At 40.0% G+C, this 20,263-nt stretch carries 12 protein-coding genes and 3 pseudogenes; all 15 read right to left on the bottom strand.

The genetic code is table 11. The features are described 5' to 3' along the window. Positions 1-432 precede the first annotated feature (432 nt). The 15 genes and pseudogenes from WA407_RS15175 to WA407_RS15105 all read right to left on the bottom strand — a co-directional run bounded on the left by WA407_RS15175 (position 433) and on the right by WA407_RS15105 (position 20,111). The gene (locus tag WA407_RS15175) at positions 433-1,557 is read right to left on the bottom strand and encodes a DNA cytosine methyltransferase (RefSeq protein WP_336077686.1); all 1,125 of its coding nucleotides are present in this window, start codon (positions 1,555-1,557) and stop codon (positions 433-435) included. After that, positions 1,544-1,831 carry a hypothetical protein gene (locus tag WA407_RS15170; RefSeq protein WP_336077685.1) on the bottom strand — a complete coding sequence of 96 codons (288 nt, stop codon included), beginning with the start codon at positions 1,829-1,831 and terminating at the stop codon, positions 1,544-1,546. Before WA407_RS15170 ends, WA407_RS15175 begins: the two co-directional genes overlap by 14 nt. Positions 1,832-1,833: 2 nt before the next feature. Beyond that, a complete protein-coding gene (drmA, locus tag WA407_RS15165; RefSeq protein ID WP_336077684.1) occupies positions 1,834-4,497 on the bottom strand; it encodes a DISARM system helicase DrmA in 2,664 nt (887 codons plus the stop codon). Next, a complete protein-coding gene (locus WA407_RS15160; protein ID WP_336077683.1) occupies positions 4,498-5,112 on the bottom strand; it encodes a hypothetical protein in 615 nt (204 codons plus the stop codon). Between the two features lie 224 nt (positions 5,113-5,336). Next, positions 5,337-5,885 (bottom strand): DUF1643 domain-containing protein, encoded by a 549-nt coding sequence (locus tag WA407_RS15155; RefSeq protein ID WP_209940408.1) that lies wholly within the window; start codon positions 5,883-5,885, stop codon positions 5,337-5,339. Positions 5,886-6,480: 595 nt separating this feature from the next. Then, positions 6,481-7,002, bottom strand: a complete 522-nt coding sequence (locus tag WA407_RS15150; RefSeq protein ID WP_209940409.1) for a hypothetical protein — start codon at positions 7,000-7,002, stop codon at positions 6,481-6,483. Between the two features lie 20 nt (positions 7,003-7,022). Further along, positions 7,023-9,992, bottom strand: a complete 2,970-nt coding sequence (locus tag WA407_RS15145; protein ID WP_336077682.1) for a contractile injection system protein, VgrG/Pvc8 family — start codon at positions 9,990-9,992, stop codon at positions 7,023-7,025. Between the two features lie 76 nt (positions 9,993-10,068). Then, a pseudogene (locus WA407_RS15140) lies at positions 10,069-10,484 on the bottom strand (DUF4280 domain-containing protein). Between the two features lie 15 nt (positions 10,485-10,499). Beyond that, on the bottom strand, positions 10,500-11,006 hold the full coding sequence (locus WA407_RS15135; protein ID WP_336077824.1) for a hypothetical protein: 507 nt from the start codon (positions 11,004-11,006) through the stop codon (positions 10,500-10,502). A gap of 14 nt (positions 11,007-11,020) precedes the next feature. Next, complete coding sequence (locus WA407_RS15130) at positions 11,021-12,313, bottom strand: pentapeptide repeat-containing protein (RefSeq protein WP_209940410.1); 1,293 nt, start codon at positions 12,311-12,313, stop codon at positions 11,021-11,023. A gap of 62 nt (positions 12,314-12,375) precedes the next feature. Continuing rightward, positions 12,376-13,721, bottom strand: a pseudogene (locus WA407_RS15125) (phage baseplate assembly protein V). Next, positions 13,718-14,391: pseudogene (locus WA407_RS15120) on the bottom strand (hypothetical protein). Before WA407_RS15120 ends, WA407_RS15125 begins: the two co-directional pseudogenes overlap by 4 nt. A 2,001-nt stretch (positions 14,392-16,392) precedes the next feature. Then, on the bottom strand, positions 16,393-17,646 hold the full coding sequence (locus tag WA407_RS15115) for an ATP-grasp domain-containing protein (protein ID WP_209940412.1): 1,254 nt from the start codon (positions 17,644-17,646) through the stop codon (positions 16,393-16,395). A gap of 22 nt (positions 17,647-17,668) precedes the next feature. Then, on the bottom strand, positions 17,669-18,880 hold the full coding sequence (locus tag WA407_RS15110) for an ATP-grasp domain-containing protein (RefSeq protein ID WP_336077681.1): 1,212 nt from the start codon (positions 18,878-18,880) through the stop codon (positions 17,669-17,671). Beyond that, positions 18,873-20,111 (bottom strand): MDR family MFS transporter, encoded by a 1,239-nt coding sequence (locus WA407_RS15105; protein WP_209940414.1) that lies wholly within the window; start codon positions 20,109-20,111, stop codon positions 18,873-18,875. The genes WA407_RS15110 and WA407_RS15105 overlap by 8 nt, the downstream gene beginning before the upstream one ends. Positions 20,112-20,263 lie beyond the last annotated feature (152 nt).

The raw sequence follows: 20,263 nt of genomic DNA, 5'->3' as shown, positions 1-20,263 counted from the left end.
ATACAACATTATTCCTTTTCTAGTTGAATAATACTCATTATTTGTAGAAAGTGTACTTATCTATACGGCTAGAATTTTTAACATAATCAATTTCTCCACCATGATTCCAAACATCATCACCTAAATTTATAAAATAATTTATTTTGCTCGTTCGGTATCTATACCAGCAATATTACTAAGTTCTGATTCGAATGTATCCATTAAATTTAGCAAAGTAGGGAAATTACTTAATTGTCAATATATAATTCTACTGTTCGCCTCTTTCATTAAAGCTTGTGATAATAAACTCATTATTTCTCCATCAACTATACTCATAATAATTTTCTCCTTTCATTCAAAACAAATAAAACAGGGTATCTTGAGAATTCTCAAGATACCCTTCTTAATGGCCCTCGAACCACAATGTATATCCGAAACTTACCAATTAACGTTTCATATAATTAACTCAATTTGTCTGGGAAGTTTGCCTTGCAATAATAAATTTATTTTTTTGGCAAGACTTTCTGCCATAAGAGGTGGAACTGCATTTCCGATTTGCGTAAACACCGCTGTTCTCGGCCCTTCAAAAAAGAAGTTATCAGGGAAGGATTGAATTCTAGCTGCTTCTCTTACGGACAAAGAACGTAATTGATTAATGTCTGGGTGAATATAGTAATGCCCGTCTTTTGCTATATGTGCAACCATAGTATGTGAATAGCCAATATCACCGGCTACCACTTTAAAACGGTCTAAGAAAGAAGTAACGTTTTTATGAGTTCTTTTAGCCTCGGGTACATCAGTATACTTCAACCGTTTTTTTTCTTTGTTCCATTTCTCAATCGCTGATTTATATATATCCCTATCCCGACTGTTGTGATTTCTACTAATATGCTGCACTAAAATATCAGTATCATCACGAATACCGAAATCTATAAGATATCTACTGGGAGAAGATTTATAGTGATAATCTCTAGTTTCGCCCGGATTAAGTGCTGGCAAATCAGACAACAAATCGTTTACTGAAAAATTATGGGTTACTTTATTGAATTTAGGATAAAAGAGATCACTGCCCTTTTTCCATCCAACTAAGATAACACGTCTTCTTTTTTGTAACACACCGAAAAAACTTGCGTCAAGAACTTTTGCTTCAATATTATATCCAGCCTCATTCATAATCCTCTGTACATCTTCAAATAAATGTCCTTTTCCAGCAGTTAAAATACCAGGGACATTCTCAAATAAAAATAACTTTGGCTCATATTTTCTAAGAAATTTAACATACTGTTGATAAAGATAGTTTCGTGGATCATTTTCTTTTTTGTATGGGTCACGAGCCCTACCAACCAACGAATATGCTTGACAAGGTGGTCCTCCTATAAGAACATCAATTGAATTTATCCCATTACTTACAAGATTATCGTCAATGATTTTGAAGATTTCATCAATAGTTGAATCTGAGATTTCCATATTCATCACAGAATTTATAATCCTAGCATCTACTTCACTATAGAGTTTATCTTGATCTATCTCGCCTCTTAGATAAGCGTAATAAAAATCAAGTTGCTTATTTTGTTTCAAATAATGAAAGGCTGCACGCGTCTTTCGAACAAACATGCCAGTCAGGAAAAATGATAACTGGTATTGAGGACTTCCCCTGCTTGGGTTCCATAAAATACTTAACATTCAGGTAAGATGCAAGCTTATTAAAATATATTTTCTTACCATTTTTTTCTCCAATGTTATACCAATAACTTATGTCGAGTGGTACAACAGAGTCTAACTTTGCATCTATTATTGAACCAGGACCGAATGTTGTAATAATTTGACTTTGACTGAGTTCTCCGATATCCACCTTTATTCCTCCCATAAATAAAGCCCTACTTCTTTTTGTACGTTCCTCATGCTATTCAATGTTGATTTTTCATGGTTAACACCGTTTTCTCCAAACACTTTTAATAAACGGTGGACGGTTTTCATTTTATATCCTCTATTAAACGAAGACACATGATAATATAAATTTTTGTGTTTTCTAGCCAAGTTAATCCACTCGTCATAGAAATATCTAATATCTTCTAATGTTTTTTCCCAGTTATTATGATCAACTATTGTAACTCTATCTTTAACTATACGGAGAACTTCATTTATATCTTCTTGACTTAATCGTTCAATAGCTCTAGCGCCAATTTTATTGTCCCTTAATTCATCAAACCTCCCTCTTAAAATTGCTATTAACGCTGCATGCAAACTTCTTTCCCTAGATCTTGCAGAGAAAGGCGTGGCTGAATTACCTTCAACATACCTATACAAATGAGAATGATAGGTTGTGAAGTTTTCATAATGCGATAAATCTCTCGATCTATATGCATTATAAATAGTTACCACTAGGCCAGGTGTCTTCCTTCCTATTCTAGAAGTAGCCTGTATATATTCTGCTGTTGTTTTCGGCTGTCCTGTTACCGCCATTAACCCTAACCTTTCAACATCCATACCTACTTGTATCATGTTAGTCGCCACTACGACGTCATAGGGATACCCATCTCCGTTGAAAGAAGTTTCTAATCTTTCCAAAACTTTAGGAATCTCCCTTGAGTTCTTTCGTGAGGTTATTTCATCGTAGACTAAACTATTTCTAGCCCACTTATCACCATTTCTCTGTTTTAATATAAGAGCTCTAGCCGGAATGTCATCTTGTATTAATCTCACAGCTCCTCCTAGTTCTCTCTTACTGTTGTAATAACCGACCAACGTCCAAAAAGGATCAATGAAATCCTTATAAGTAGGATCGTTTTTGTATCTTTCCGCTGTTTGTAGTAAAACAGCATATACCCGTGAAATGGTTGTTTTCATAGATGTATATGGCGAGCTGATTCCTATGTATTCTCTAAATGGATGCTCGCTTATACTTTTTTCAAGCGAGAAATAAGAGTCGTCAGAATCGTGGCCATTAGAAGGAAATTGATTAAACATTGATCTAGCATATAAAGAAGTGATTTGCTTATCAGCATTTTTTATTGTTGCTGTTGAAGCGATGTACTTAGGAAGAATCACTTTTTTGTTTTCATATACTTTCGACAACTCGTCGATAGCCATTTCATAACTACCGTAAATAGTTCCTAGCGGTCCTGTAATTAGATGAAGTTCATCTTGTAATATAAGTTCTGGTGGATAAAATGGTTGGGCTTGTTTTTGTTTGTCTCCTATTTTATGGCCTTTGTCAGTACAACTTTTAATAGATTCTGCATCCAACATACTTCCGCAATCTGGACACTCCATTTTTCTTTTTCCAAACAACAGATTTGTCTTCTCTTCAAAAGTAATTCTAGCAAATTTATCAACAGTGCCAATTATTACAGTAGGCGTTTTTTTGTAAATGTCTTCATCTATCAAATAGACAGGAATATGGGTATTATTGAAATAACAATCGTTGTTTGAGCAAAAAACTTCAAATTTCTTATTAATTATGTCAAGTTTATAAGATGCATTATCAAGTTTTGAACCACAGCATGGACATTTAAGTATCTGTCCTTTCAAGTTTTTTATTTTGTTTTCAATTTTATAGGACTGATTGAATTTACTTTCAACTAAATCTGCATACTTGTTTACCGTAACAGTGCTCCCTACCCAGAATCCTATTGAAAATTCTTTATCTCCGAAAGACATAGTATTTTCATTTCTTAACATCTCACATGCAGAGATTAGTCTTAACATCCGATCTCTTTGTTGAGTTGTTAGAAGTCTAAGTGTATACCTAACAATTACTGTAACACCACCATCCTTCTCAAACTCAGCAGAATTTTCTTTAGTAATTCTTCTATGAAAGAGTAGGAAAGCAATAACACCCAAATAGGCTTCAGTCTTACCACCGCCAGTAGGAAAATATAGCAAATCTAAAATATTACGGTCAGGTGTTTCTGGATAAACAATCCCTTGAATATTAAGAAGAACAAAACCAATTTGAAAAGGTCTCCAAAAAGAATGATTATATTTGTAATAATTAAATTTTTTATTTTCCTCTGTACTTTTCGAATACTCTCCCATGCTTCTAGATAAATGTAATGACTTATTCATATAAATAAATGCATAAAATGCCTTATCATTAGTTTGGAGTATATTAACCCCCTCTGACATTCTAGATAAGTTCTCTTCGCAGATTTTTATTTTATTATCTCCAATGTCCTTGTATGCTGGGTCCTTCATATACTCGTGTGATTTTAGTCTCTCAATCCAAATCTTGTAGTCTCCTAGGAGATCAAGCAACTCCCTTATAATTTCTTCCTTATTATCGCTCTCTGAGTATTTTAACATTGAAAAATAACCACTGAATTTAGAAATCTCAGCATCTACTCCATTGATCTCCTTGGATGGAACAAAACTTGTTAATATTCTTTTTGCCGTATGACCAATTACATCTTCCCATACAGCAGCACATCCATATCCTCTAGAGAAAATAGGCTTTTTATTATAAAAATAATCCTCTTCCTCGGTCTTAGAATATGCAAGAGATTCGGATAAAAACACCTATGTATTATCGGTAGATTCTAATATTAGTTCAATTTGATAAACATGCTTAGTAGGATCATTAATTTCTTCTTGTCTTCTTCTATTTTCAACGTAAATCGAGATCATTTTATTATTATTATGCAACCTATGAGTTATCCAACTTATATATACATCTTTCTCTAACAATTCACCTTCAATATTTCCATTTGTAATGTTTATTATTCTTACGAATTCTTTAGGTACTCTTTTATATTTACGAGAGTTTGATTCTTCCCCATTCGTTTCTTGCACTATATAATCAGCCCATCTTATTTTCGCCAATATTACATCTGTTTCCTTTGGTAAAAATACTTTCAATCCTGCAGAACTCTGTTTATTTTTACTTGGATATAGCTCCTCTGAAAGTTCTATAGATTCAAACTCATTATCGTCATCTTCTTCTTGATTTTCTTCAAAGAAACTATCATCTACTTCATCAATTATCACATTTTCTGTAATAGGACTTAGCCTTCCCATGATGTAACTTGATGTAGGACTCTCATAAAGCACTTCATTTTCTTCATAAGGACCAATCAAGTCTTTCCTTAAATTTTCCACAAACTCTTCTCTTAGCTTTCGATATCCATCTCTCATAGTTCTATTCCACCTTAATAAAAATTCACCCAGAATGGTACGATTTGTATGTTATATGATTGAGTATAACACTGAATAGTATAAATTAGTTCTAAAAAACCATACTTTATACCCTATTTTTTTCAAACCTATCAAACCAAAGTCTTTTTCCATATCAAAAAAACCAATCATAATAAGCGCTTTCAACCAAATCGATACATTTTTATGTAGTCTTTAACATTAAATCACTTCAACTTAAACGGTTGGGGTATCAACATACTATCTGGCAAGCGTCCTGGATGGACTGGGTGACCGAATTTTGTTTCTCCAAAGCACATAATTTCTTTTTCTTTTTGTTGTTCTAGAAGACGTAAAACCTTATGATTCATATGAAATTTCTCCCCATCTTTACCCCACGCTAAAATTGCATAATCTGATTTAGCTATAGATTTTTCAATTATCTCCATGTTATTCTTATTCCCACCACTAATCTGTTTGTAATTGAGCTTAAATAACTCAGTTGGTTTAGGGGTTATCCAGGGATATAAATTCACAATAATTACAGCTTTGCAATTTAAGTGTCTATGGATAGCATTAATACATTTATCAATTGTCGGATCAACAACATCTTCGTCGGTTTTACTAGGATTGAGCATTATTAAAGTAGTTATTTTATTTAAGGAAGACTCGCTCCAAGCATATTCAAAATAATATCTGTATTTGCGTTTAGACTTTAGTTTAGTGTCAAAAACTACATTAACATTTTCCTTTTCTTCTTCAGACCAAAACCTCACACTGAATTCTCCTTAATTCATATTTATGATTGTATCTTACCATCTTTGGTCTATAAGATGTCTACAGTCTTAATACTAACAATGAAAAAAATCCGCCCTATGAGAGGGCTTTTAGTATGGAGACGAAGGGAGTCGAACCCTGTTAAGGTTTCCCCAAAACCTTATTCTACAAGCCCTTATTTTTTCTGTCCAACTTAGTGTAGCCGATCCATACGTCATAGCAACGTATCATATTCATGCAGAATACAACACAAGATGACCCTTTTTTTTGTTTAAGGACAAATAACCATCCCCTTTTTAATCTCAAAAAGCGACGATACCGACGAAAGCGTCAAACTAAGCCAAAGTCAGTATCGTCGCTTTCTTTCTGTAGAAATGGAGAGAGTCCCGTCATTCTTACTCTTAATGGAAAAAGGAGGTAGAACACGCATCTATCTAGCTTCTCTTTTGCTATTTATCACATGTGTCCATTAGAAACACTAACAAGCTTCGACCTGAATTGGTCAAAACTGGGCCTACTTAAATAACGTACGTTACATAAAAAAGATACCATCATGCGGCTAACTCATATTGATGCAAAACAATTCCACCGTCTTTAATGATTAAATTCAATACAAGTTTCTTTTGGGTAAGCCCCCACTCTTGGCAGGACTCTCTCCACAAAGTTTTCTTCCCAAAAATGCTTCTGTTCTATACCACCTATATTAATCCCGAGAAATGAGGGATCAATAAATAAATCCTGCCCGTTAATCAATTTAATATGCAAAACATCACATATTAACGCATCATGCTCCATCTCCAAATTGAAAAATATCATACAACTCACTTCATTAGTTGCTAATGGGTTCGTGAATATAAAATCACCGATCTTAGCTTTACTAGGAGTCATATCTTCAATATCATTTTCATATTTGAAGGAATCAACTATTGTGATACGAAGTCTACCATAACCATCTATTGCTTCAAGTTCAATAAACTGATCACCAAACTCAAAGTATACAAAATTCGTATTAGCAACAAATTCAGAAACCCCATCCTCTTCCACATGTACAACACCAGTTAAATGGATATCATCTATTGAATTATACCCTATCAGTTCTTTCATTTTTTCTAACATAATATAATACCCTCCAATTTTTATGGGACAAAAACTATATTCAGGTCCATTGCCTTACCTTGTTCAAGAAGCGTGACCCATTCACCATTAGGCTTTGTTACCACTGTCAGCCCCTCTCCCCTATATATGTTAAGTACTCCAGAATCTCTATTTATTGTCCCCTTACCAACAAATTCAAATGTCCCATTATCAATATTTTTTTGAATATCCTGCAAAAATCTAGGCCCATCTGCTTCGAGTTTAGGATATTTTGTACCTAGCTTCTTTTCTAAAAGTGTTTTGTGTTTGAGAAAATGCTTTTTGAAATTATTACCTGCAGTAACTACATTTTTTCCAACTTCACCAGTAGTTTTAGTTTCAGGAAGCTTTTCGTTTGGTTTACTTGGTTTCTCCGAGGAAGGTGTGCCTTCACTCTTGCCTGACTTCGCACTAGAGGGTTTAGACGGCGCTGAGCTACTTGGCCCCTCGCTTTTAAACATTCGATAAAGATCCTTAGTACTTTCCACACTATTGGATGCTCCGGTATACGTTACCGCTGCCCCATGTGCTCCCAAAAGGGCAGATTGTGCCATAGCAAGGACGCCTACAGGTGCCCCTACTCCCGTGGTCGTTACCAAACCACCTAAGAATCCTTCCCCCACAGCACCAGCCATTTCTACGACTCCGGCTACAGTTGTCAAGGCATGTCCGATCACTTCACCTGTTTTACGCGCCTTCGGATGATCTGAAGCATATTCCTTATTCATTATTCCAAACGAGTAATTTGTTACAACCGCTGCTCCTGCTCCTAATACCACTTCTCCACTCACATCTGCCGTATACTCCAACTCGTTCGCCATCTGCTTCGCCATAATGGCTTCATTTTCGGCATTCTGGAGCTGGCCTGCCGTCATAAGATCCCACCATGATTGCTCTTTTTCTTCTTCCTTTGGCTTCGACTGTTGGGCCATGTAATTTTCGGAATTCACCTTCCAGCGTTGTCTCAAATCCGCAGGAATCTGTTGGTATGCCTCCCCCACTTCATTTGCAAGCCGCCGTATATAGGGTACTATATCCTCCATTGATGTGGGTAACCCTAATTCACGTGCACTCGTAAACACCTTCCCCAGTATCCACTTGCTATAATAGGCATCCCTGGCTTTCTCGTGCTCGTACTGACTGATGAGTCCTTCCAGTGCTAAACCAGCCAAATATTTCAGCGGGTGCAACCCACCTTTAGCACCTCCGCCTCCAGCACGACTCGTTCCTGTGCTACGAACAGGAATAGCTGCGGTTGCGAGCAGAATCGAACCCGCTGCTATTCCCATAGGTCCGATTAGCGCTGCTGCTCCCATCGCAACTCCCGCCACTACTCCCATCACCGGAATGGAGCCTAACAGCTTGGACACCGTACCCAGCATCGCATCGGCTTGTTTTTGAGCTGCCGGGCTCGTGATTTTCGCGGTCGGGGGCTTTGCTGTGCTGTTGGATGAAACCTTCGCTGCTTCGGATTGTGCTGCTTCATATGCCTTAATACTCATCAGCGGCGGTTCCGGCACGGGAGGAAGATCCATGACGAACACTGGAGCCTTCACCGTACCCTCTTGATCAATCACTGGGGCTTTAACATCCGTTTCACCATCCAGCACCATACTGCTGGCTCCGCCCTTTAGATACAATGCACTTCCCGCCTCAAGTGACAGCTCCTGACCTGCATCCAGCTTCACATGACCGCCTTGAATCTGCACATTTCCCGGACTGCTGACGGTTATACCACTCCCTTCATGGAGTGTAATGGAAAATGCCCCCGAGGTGGACAGAGTTAGCTCTTGCTCCGACATGTCCACGCCACTTCCTTGCGCATGTCTCCATACTTTGACGTCTGGCTGCCCCGTTGCGTGTCGCTGCTGCCGTAGCGAATCCGTCACATACGCTTCATGTTCCCGGCTCGTCGGCAAGTAAAGCTCCACACGCTCCCCGATCTCCGGCATATCATACCAGCCGCTGTGTTCTTCCGCTACATAACGAGTGACCACCGGAAACCAGCATGCTTTAGCTGGGTCTTGTTTGGGATCGATATCTAGCTGGAGCTGTACAAAGTCTTGCTGTACCTTTAACACACTACCCGTAAGTGTAATGCCCGTAACCTTATCGTTTTCATAACGGGCATAGCGGATATCCTGTTCGGCCTGGAGATCGTAACGAGTGAGCAACAAGCCATCCTCTAACCGTGTCACCGCCCGAACGACAACCAGTTCTTTTCCTGATCCAATCGGTAACGTAATGAGATCTCCTAGCGCATAGTATTGCAGGCTTTCGATCACGTAAGTCACATACGAGCCTGCACGTTTTCCCGGCTTTCCCTCGTCCAACTCATGAAACGTTTTCCGTACCCGGTAAAATACATCCCGTTCCACCCTGTACGGTTTGCCTTCCGGCATCCCGAAAAAAACCTTGGGCGAAGCTGCGGTGATCTCCGGCACCAGCACCGACCCAAAGCGAGAGGCAAGGCGCTTTAAAAACGCCCAATCTGTCTCCTCATATTGTAAAACAAAAGTGTCTAGTTTGGCATAGTTCGTGACGGTATCAATGGCATCTCCATACTGGTATTTTCGAACCATTGTTGTGACCAGATCATCATAGGTACGATGAATATCCTGATAGGATCGCTTTTTCAGCTTGATATCCATCTGATACGAATGTGAAGCTGCCTCCAGTTCAAAGGTATACACCCCTCGCCTGCAATGCACCGACATACGTCTAACAATCCCATGGAACAATCGTCTTATCGACTGTCCCTGCTCATCCAATTGGCGGATGACAATCGGCTCCTCCTCCATGTTCTGCCCAATACACGCGGCTCCCTGTTCTTCCGACAGCATGCCACTTACCATCAAATATGCATGATCGTTGATGGCTCTTGTAATTTGAAGCTTCTCTATATGTTGAGGCTGAAAGGAACCGTAAAAACGCAGGCTTTCATACCCGATTCCGTTTTGTAATACACTCAAGTGAGTTCATGTCTCCTTTCAGGCGGCTTAAAGCCGCGAGGCCGCTTCCGAAACCCAACGGCTTTGAAACAGGCCCTTAATCCAGCTCCTGCCCGTCATTTTCAATTCGGATATGACCACAATACAGACATTGATGGGTACAGTTCTGTGTCAAGGCGGGCTGCCCTCGATCTTCACGTCACTTTTCCCGTTCAGCCACGGCATGGTCAGGACCGGAACACACGGAGCCTTCTTCACGCCATAGATGTCCACCATCTCACTAGCCTGTACGGCTGGATTTAGAAGACTGGAGCAATTCCCAAAAGACTGAATGTTCACTCTAGGCACGTAATCTCCAATGTTCATTTGCGCTTTGTTTTTCACGTAGACCCCAGGGCTAAAAGGTCGTTTCAAACGGGTAGGCTGCGTGCCATAACTACAGCTTAAAATTGCTCCTGCCACGACATAGCTCTTTTTTGCACTCGTTCCTGGTTTCACTTGGGCTTCTCCCACCTTACTCCTTCCTCCTTAGTGCTCCATCTCGATTCTTTGTACTCGAATGCCTGTAAAAGATCGACGCAGCAGACTTTCTGCCACAGCCAAATCGATATAGATATGAGGTTCGATCAATCCCACAATCCGAAAAACGGACGATGGGATATCTCCCGGTTTGAGCACTAAATGCTTCAACGTATCATTGGGGTACCATTCCGTTTGTGCGGACAAACAGTCCACCATCGGCGGACGAAGCACCCAGTACACCTCCTGTCTGACCTGCTGGAAATTAGTAAGGACGGCCGCTTTCCATTTCAGTCCCGGCATATATTTTTCCAATAATGCTTTCAGCCGATCCGACACCAGCGGCAGAGGAAATTCCAACAAGTCCGGGTACACTGTTCGTGAATCGGTATGTACAGCCAGAAAAAGAGGATCATCCTGCTGTTTCTGTCCCTGGGTCTCTGTCAAGATGTCTTCTACTTGCAGAGGAGTCAGCGCAGCAGGCTCCACCCGATGTTTTACCCGCTCGTCTACCATCAGTCGAAAATATCTCAATGCAGCCACTCCCTTTTTCTAACGGCATCCCTCGCCTGTGCAGACGCAGACGGCTCTTTGTATGAAAGGGAAGCCTCAAGAGTTGCCCATTCCAATCCAATGGCTCCTCTACGCTGTGCATCGGTAAATATGACTCCTTGTACATTGGCGTCCGTAAAATCAGTTCCGATCAAACAAGCCCCTTTAAAGGAAGCACCTGACACATCCGCTCCAGCAAAGCAGGCATCCGTAAGATCCGCCCCGTTCAAGAACGCCCTTTGTAGTAACGAATTTTGAAATACGGCTCCTCGCAACTGTGCATCTTGAAAACGGGCCCCCTGCAAACTCGCCCCTGTGAAATCTACGCCAGCAAAACCCAATGGCTCCCAATCTAAAGAAGCATCCGAGCCATATCCGGCGTTACCCATAACGACATCCAGTATCGCCCCTTTCATCGAGCATCCGCTAAAATCGGCTCCATGAAGCAAGCTGTACGTTAAGTCGATTCCATCGAGTTGACTTTCCTGCCACATCGTTCCAACCAAGACACAGCCATGCAAGCGACTATGTTCCATCTCGATTTGGCGAAAAGCCGTATAGCGGAAATCCAACTGACTATAATCTCCGTCCGAAAGCTGGATTTTCTCCAACGCCTGATAGCTATAGGCATGCTCTTCTTGTTCCTCCAGCCACGACCGGATTTCGCTCGCCTCCAACGCTCTGCGATCTTCTTTATACACCGATACAGTGTGGTCCATATATTCCCCCACACGAATCTCAAATGTTTCTTCCCGATCCAGCTCCTGAAATTCAGGTAAGTGCACCGCATATTTCATCGCCAGCCGCATTATATTTACAACAAGTACATGAATATGTACCGCTGCCTCCAGCATGACCTGCTCCCATTCAAGCTCCGGTAGAGAAACATGCTGCTTCTCTACCTCCCTTCGCAATTTTTGTTGCAAATCGGTCCAATAGGAATATGTCCAGCTTGTATCCCATTCGAATCGGATCGGTTCAGGATCAAGTACCCATAAAGCGTTCGCTGCCTCCACCAGATAGGTAGGCCGCTCCTCCAACCATGTGGTACGTAGCATGGAGTACGTGATATAACCGATCTTTTCTTTTCTTCCTTGAAGCTGCTCTTGCCGAATGTCCCGGCAATATCCCCGAAACTCCTCGACACAGGCTTGAATCCGCTGATCTTGCTTCGCTTTGAACTTCAGCGCCCAGTCTCTGCGGATCAGGAACCACGCCTGATTTAAGATGACTTGCTGCTGCGGGTTTAGCTCATCTATAGGCTTCTCCATTTGCATTCCTCCACTAGTTGAAGCTCTTCATATGTCATATCATCATACTGCCGCACTACAGCCTAATTCGACTTCACTTCACTGCCCTTCATATCCACTGATCCGCTCAATTGAATATGACTGCCGTTGCAATCCATACGCAGCTCACTGCCTGCGGACAGACTCATCGTTTTCCCAGCAGATAGACTCAAATTTCCACCCGCTGAGATACTTACTTGCTTGCTGCTTACGATATGAATGCCTTCCTTGTCGTCCAGCTTGATAAAATGGGGTGTTCGCCATATTTTCATCTGCGGATTGGAAAACTTGTTGTGTCCGTCCCCTCTGCCTGCACGTCGAACCGCCCTCCCCGCTATCCCATCTTCTTCACGACTGCCCGGAAAATAGAGTGAAACCGGATCACCTTTTTCCGGCATCACATACCAGCCAGTATGGCCCCCAGCACTATACACCGTCGAATAGTTGAACCAGTGTGCCTTATCTACATCCTGCTTCTCATCGCAATCCAGATGGATGCGCACCTGATCCTGGCGGACGTCCACAACCATACCGCTTAAAGAGGCTCCCGCCAGCTTTTCCTGGTAGTAGCTTTTTTGCCGTAAGCCTTTGTACGAGGCAAGCACATATTGATGCCGCAGCAGCCCTTTTCGGTATAGGCTTCCACTACATACAAGCTGTGTCCCTGAAAGGCCATCTGAGCTCCCAAATCCAGTACCTCGTCCGTTTCTACCTCATATAAAATAAAGTCATTTTCTGTCACCATCGCCTGCTCATTTTCCTGAAAATAACGGAAAGGCAGCATCTGCTTGCGCACGGTATAACGGGTATGATCCAGCACGACCTGTGCAGGGCTATCCTCAATGCCAAAATAAAATTTAGGACTGTCAAAACGAGCCACAGGCATCAGGCTCGTATGATACCGGGAGGCTATACGTCTCAAGAACGCCCAGTCCGTCTCCTGATACTGGATGGCAAGCCTTCCGATTTGCTCTCCACCTGTCGCTCCATCAATCACATCCAGCCCTTCGTAGTCCTTGCCAATCTGCTCCAGCATCTGAGGAATGGTCATTTTGGTATATTGAAGAGCGAGTACGCTTTAGGATATCCATCCTGTAGGTATGGGAGATTGCCTCCACTTCCAGATAGTACACGTCCCGCACGACCTTAACTTCGACTGATAGAGCCATTCCGCTGAAGAGCGGCTTGCTTTCGCCCGATTCATCCCGTTGGCTCACCTGAATGGCGGTGTTCTTTTCCGTTGTTTCCACATAGCTGTCCTGCATATCCTCGGGGATAATTCCTGTAAAATAGAGCCGGGTATGCTCATTGATTTTTTTGTGAGGGTAAGCTGCTCCAGCTCAACCAACTCGAAGGGATAGATTTGAATTTGATCGTAACCGAGGCTCATAGGAAAGCCACTCCTTTCTCAAATGTGGAATCCGAAGGTGACGGAACAATATGGAGCGATTGCACTGTATTTTCTGCCACAGGCAACCACGCTTCCATGTCCGATTCCATACAGTTAAACGTACCCATCGTCACCTGTCCCTCATGGACAAACAACAGCATTTCGTTGTACAGATTAACGTCCACACCTGCTGCCACAAAACGAATCAGCCCGATGGCCAGCCCGGAAGGATTCACAATCATTTCCGTACCGATCCAGTTACGAATCGGTTGTACAGACCGCAATACATCTGCCATTTGTTCTACAAACTCGAGAAGCTCGTCCACCTCCAAAGCCGATTCTGTCGGATTAAAGGTGATGTTCACCGTACCGTCCAAAGAGGTATAAATGATCTGCGGACGTTGTTCCGAGGGATATTTAAATCGGGCTTGCTCCAGTGGCATCAGGCTAAAAAATTTGGGGATGCTAACCGCCATTTGTCCATCCAAAATCGTTTTCCATTCCAACGGGATCAGCTCATCACCCATCCGTAGCACCCTGTTTTGTTCAGCAACGGAGTTGTCCTGATCGGGTACATCAGCTTGAGATAGGTTCGTATTTACGTTATTGATGCTGCATCATGATTAAGCTTATTTTTGAGACTTAGGATATGCTCGTCCATATAGTTCATAGAGGTAGTCCCTTCTTCTTAAAAGGATGAGAGTTTACTTCAAAATACGAAAGTAAGAGGGGATATTTAACAATAGCCCATCTTATGTATGTATCGGCCAGAATAGAGATTATGTTTACAGAAAGAACCATACGAAGCGTTATTTTCAATGTATATTTCTGAAATTAATATAGAAATGAGGATGAATAGGAACGGACTACCGATCAAACTAAATCCGTCTTAGCCAAAAAAAAAGAAATTATCATGAGAGCACACACCAGATGTTCCTTTTCTTTTTTAAGGGCAAATAATCATCCCCATTGAACCTAAAAAAATTGACGGTACCGACGAAAGCGTCATTCTACGCCAACATCGGTACTGTCGCTATTTTTCTTTAAGAAATGGAACAAATTCCCTTTCAAACTGCTTGCCAAGCATTCTTTCTACCTGCTCTTTTCCCTTTCAAATTAAACTTATGTAAATGAAAAATCAATACTATTCAGTTATATGCAGTGCATAAAATTTATAATCCAAGTTTGTAGACATGATGTCTACAAGTTCTAGTACAATTTGTCCCTTAATAATTTCATGTGTTTAGTTACATTAAAGTTGGTAACTGAGAAATCCCATACTTACAAGTAATTTCGGGTAATTCATCAATATTTTGAATTACATTAATGTTGGTAACTAATAATACACCCTTATTTCTCAGTTACATTAATGACAGTAACCACAATCTATACTCTAAAGAGCCTTTACGATCTAGATTGAAATATGAATAGCTACCCGTTACAATATCCCAAAAAAAATCATGTGACTAGCTTTTGATGTCTGCACAAATGAAACAGAGAGGACTATAAATTTCACAGGACAACCATGATAGCTCACTATATGAAGATCAAACTGGCTCTCCCTTTAGTATCCCTATATCAATTTCCTTCCTGCGCTAAGTGCAACTCGAGGCAATCCGGTAACAATTTGAATCTCCTACTGATAGTTTTGCAAAAAAGTGCCTTCTAAAGTAGCTCTGTAATATAGTTGTTGTTTTAGAGGATTATCAAAGTGTAAATAATATATTCTTAAAATATTTCACTATCGAATCGGATTCGAGAATATTAACACGGTTTTTTCCTTGATAAGACTTATTGAATCAAGGTCTCCATGAAAGGAAACGGCTTCATATATCTATTCCAATTAATTGAAAAACTCTTAACTCATCTTCCAGATAAGTTAAGAGTTTCTCTTCAACCTCGGTAATAACTTTTAATAACTGGCCCATGCTAGTTTTAAATTTCCCAAACAATTAATTATAAATCAACTTGTTATGTGCAACGTGGTTCCTGATAAGTATTGAATTTTCCACCGGTCCTCAAAGTGGCAAAAGTCACAAGGGAACCAATTAAAAAATAATATTCCCAAAAATCCTTGTCGAATTCTAATTGGTCGATTAAGAGTGCACATAGCTTAGTCTGAAAACGGATTATACCTTTTTGCATAAATAAATTATTCATGATATCGAAACTGCTTTAATAGTTCCTTTTGTTGTTTATCATTAAAAATCTTATCACTACTAAGCACTCTTTCTGTGCCTTCATAAACCACTCAGAGAGACTTTGTTCGCTTGGAACCGCAATTACGGGCAATTTCCTCGGTCTAACCTAGCTATTCGTAATTCTTCGTGGTGAATAAAATTTAATCTGGTGATTTCACCTATTATGTGTTTAAGAATCCAATGATGTTAAAGAGATTCTGAGACAATTCACGTCTAAAAGTCGATTGTAAATAAGAGATACAATTATGCATGTTTCCCATTACGCATGTATCTTCGAGTTTCATCAAATGATTTATACGTTCAGCATTTTGAAGATTTGGGAAGCTTTCTCTTCTTCCGAGAAATAGCGTGCAATGTAAATAAGAACTTTTCTGTACTTTGTACAATAGACTCGCTCCTATATTGCCCGTACCTATAATCGCAACATTCAAGCACTTTTCCCTTGAATACGCCCATCAACCCTTTCATATTTACCCGTCTGTAAGTCTAAAATGAATATTTTGCGCCATCTCACACACATTTTTTAAGGCCAATTCAACCGTCTCGCCTTTAGCAATAACATGGGCATGCGCTAAGGTTCGCCTTTCTGAAATAATTCGATCGCCTTTTGTTCTATAAATATGTAGCTCTACGAGATTAGGGTTTTGATGAATACGTTCAATACCCACAACATCAACCTCATCCACAATCCCATCTGCATCAATGAAATGTTGATAAAAAGCAATTGGGTCTGGTTGGATTTTTTTGATTTTAGGATTTATCCCTAGAGCGATATCCATAATTTTGTGTATCATATTAATCTTTGTAGAGTTCAGGACGGATAAAAAGATAGGTCCGCCCCCTATTCTCGCCCCTGTTTCTATGATGTACAGTTCATTATCATCGGTAATTCTATATTCCGTATGCGTTGCACCACAATGAATTCCAAGCGCTTTATTGGCTATTTGAGTCGTCTGAATGACTTTTTCTTCAATATTTTGAGGGAAGGAGGTTGGTGTTGAAAACATCACCTCTGGAAAAAAATTGGACTCTTCTGGCATTTGCTTATCGTGTATCGCCAATACCTCAGTCACATCCTCATAAGTTAATGACTCGACACTAATTTCTATCCCTTTTATGTATTCCTCGATAAGTATCTTTCCACCATAAACTGCCCACGCTTTAGGATACACCGCATCCTCCTTAAAAGTCGCCCATACTGAAAGCCTCATACTTTCAAAATGCGCTCTCAATTCCTTTTCATTATTTATTTTAAGAACAGCTAGGCTGCCGCCCCCTATTATTGGCTTAACCACAACAGGATACCCAGATTGCTTAGTAAATGCTCTTGCTTCATCAACGCTATCTACAAGAGCATATTCGGGACACTTTATACCAAACGCTTCATACTGCTGACGCATTTCATATTTATTTCTCGACTTATAGGCAGCTTCTTGAGAAATAAAAGGCAGACCTAGCGCTTCAGCAACTGCCGCTGCAGTAGGCACTGCATGTTCTACAAATGTGACAACCCCATCTATGGCAACTTTTTGCGATAAAGCCTTAGCGCTTTGTACCGCCTCTTCTATTTTTCTAACGTTGGCACATACGACGTGGTCCACATATTCAAGTTCCCATGTTGGGTTTTCCATCATCAAATATAATGTTGCACCATAGACCTTTGCCTGCTGAAAATGCATTTTTCGACTTGGGTTAGGTAGATGAATAATTAAAATATTTTTCATAATAACTCTCCTCTCTTCCCCTTTAAACCGTTTCAATTCTTAAAACGTTAAATACATCATTAAAAATCGATTCAAGAGCCTCCCTAGATGGGGCTTTGGCAACCACACACCCTAATCGATCACGATTCCAACATAATTCATTTACAACATTTCCTACTTGGCAATATAAATCGATAGAATGTACTCCGTCCATCCGTTTAATCGCTTCAACACCTTCTATTTCAACAATCTTTCCTGGCTTTGCAGAAATAAATCTCGCCCCAGAAATCTCTCTCTCTCCCACTGGTACAACTTCAACTACTTCTCCCATAAGCTCTGAAAAAATAGGCGTAATGAGATCATACTTATTCCCTAACTCTGTAATTGTGCTAATTTGATCTCCACCGTAACGTGTGTGTATTTCACCACAATAAAAACCTTTTGGTGTAACAAATCCTTCTATAAACATGGCACCAAAAAAAACACTTGCAGCTTTTACAATGTTTTCAGCGATATTTTGGAAGTCTTCAGCATCTAACACTTCTGATTCATAGGCTGTGGTATGCCCCCTCTCAACGAATGTCCCTGGGAATAATAACTTTTCAGTCACGCCTAAAACGTAAACTTTACCATTACACACGACGACCTCAAATGAAATCTCTTGCCCTTCAATAAACTCTTCTGCTAAGACAACTCCGTCATTGCCTTCTGTTTTGCAACGCTCAAAAAAAAGATGAATTTCTTCTTCTTTGGTAATTTTAAATACCCCTAAGCTTCCTTGCATTTTTAAAGGCTTAATTATGATAGGTGCAGCTATACTTTTAAAAAAGTCCTCTACTTCTTCTAAAGTGCTGCACAATTGATACTTCGCAGATAAAACACCCTGCTTTTCAAAATTAGCCTTTGTTTTAAATTTATCGTTGCAGGCTTCTACAACGTCAAACGGCAAGCCATACAATCCCAACTTTTCAATCACTTTAGCCGTCGGTTCAGAAGAAAATTCTCTAAACGTGTACATCCCATCAATTTTTTTCTCATGATGAAGTTGTTCTGCCACAGAATACAGAGCATTAAAATCATTAATATTAACTTCAATAACTTGATCTGCCGCCTCTACCAGAGCCCTATTCTTCTGCATTTCTGTAGGCGTCTCACCAACTATAACCTCATAATTCATTTGCTTTGCTCTCAAAACAGCTCTTTTTGTTAAATCTGGTGCAATTCCCACTAGAAACAATCGTTTTTTACTATGCATTTTTCCTCAGAGCCTCCATTATCTTCATATCGTTTTCTCTTAAATACAAATTCCTTGATACTAATAGAGCCAAAACTCCAAATAATGTAATTACTGCAAGAATAGAAAATAGAAGGGTTGATTTCCCAAATCCTAAAACACTGATACCAACGCCTCCGAGCATCGGTCCTAGGGCATTACCTAACCTCATAAAACTTATAGCACCAAAATAGGTGCCTTTTAGCGACTCTACAGCGAGCTCATCAATCAGAAAATCTATCATTGCCCCCAACAAAAGCTCACCTACAGTAAATACCACCATGGTCGCAATCAAATAAACAAAATGATGGGATAGTGAAAACATCACTAAACTTAAACTGATTAGTACGTTACCTAATGCAATAGATATGAAGGGTGTAAAGCGCTTCATGAGGTTAACGACAGGATATTGAATTAAAATCACCACAAATCCATTTACAGAGAGCAAAATTGAAAATGTCTCTACACCTTTCGTAAAAATGCTGGGTTCGCTAAAGTATTGAGGGAGTGTTGACGTCAAATGCGAGTAACCAGTAAATGTAAAAATAGTCCCCACTAAAGTCCACATGAACACCTTATCTGTAAAGATAACCTTGAGGGCAGGTACTAGCTTGACTTCACTCTTTTGAGTGCCCTTCTCTACTGTGCCATTTTCCTTCAATGTCAACAAAATCGAAAAGCCATATAGCAGATACATAGTGCCTAATAACACAAATGGCAGGATACTCGAATTTTTGCCAAGAGCAATACCGAGTATTGGACCTATAATGGCGCCCAAGTTCAATGCCGTCAATCGGAAATTAAAAACCATTAGCTTATTTCCTTCACTGGCATAGTCAGATAAAACCTTCCGCGTTGCTGGCTCAAATATGGAATAACAAATACCATTTAAAACATTTATTATAAAAAATTGTAATGCGCTGCTTGCTACCGTAAATGAAAAAAAGACTAAAGCCCAGACCACTGCTGTACTAATTAATATCTTTCTGGCACCATATTGATCGGTCAATACACCGCCCCAAAAGCTTGTGATGACTCCCACCAAAGCACTAGACGCTAAAATTATCCCTGCTACACTTGCTGGAATTCCCTTTATTGACGTGAGATAAATAGCAAGAAATGGCATACACATAAAATATGCAATGCGGCTAAATAGAGTTCCTATCAAGATATTCCAAGTTATTGGTCGTATCGTTAGAAATTTATTAATCACCTTACGCCCCCTTACTCACACTCTCAGTAACTATAATTTTCTGAAGTGCATTTTTCACTAAATTTGCAACACTTACAATATCTTCTCCGTTTACATTAACACTTATAATCTACCTCACAACATATTCTCCATAGGGATATAACCATAAATTT

This window comes from Paenibacillus sp. 203 (assembly GCF_037027525.1).
In the GTDB taxonomy this organism is placed as follows: Bacteria; Bacillota; Bacilli; order Paenibacillales; family Paenibacillaceae; genus Paenibacillus; species Paenibacillus polymyxa_B.
The sequence above is the reverse complement of the archived record's forward strand: the minus strand, read 5'-3'. Positions and strand labels throughout refer to the sequence as shown.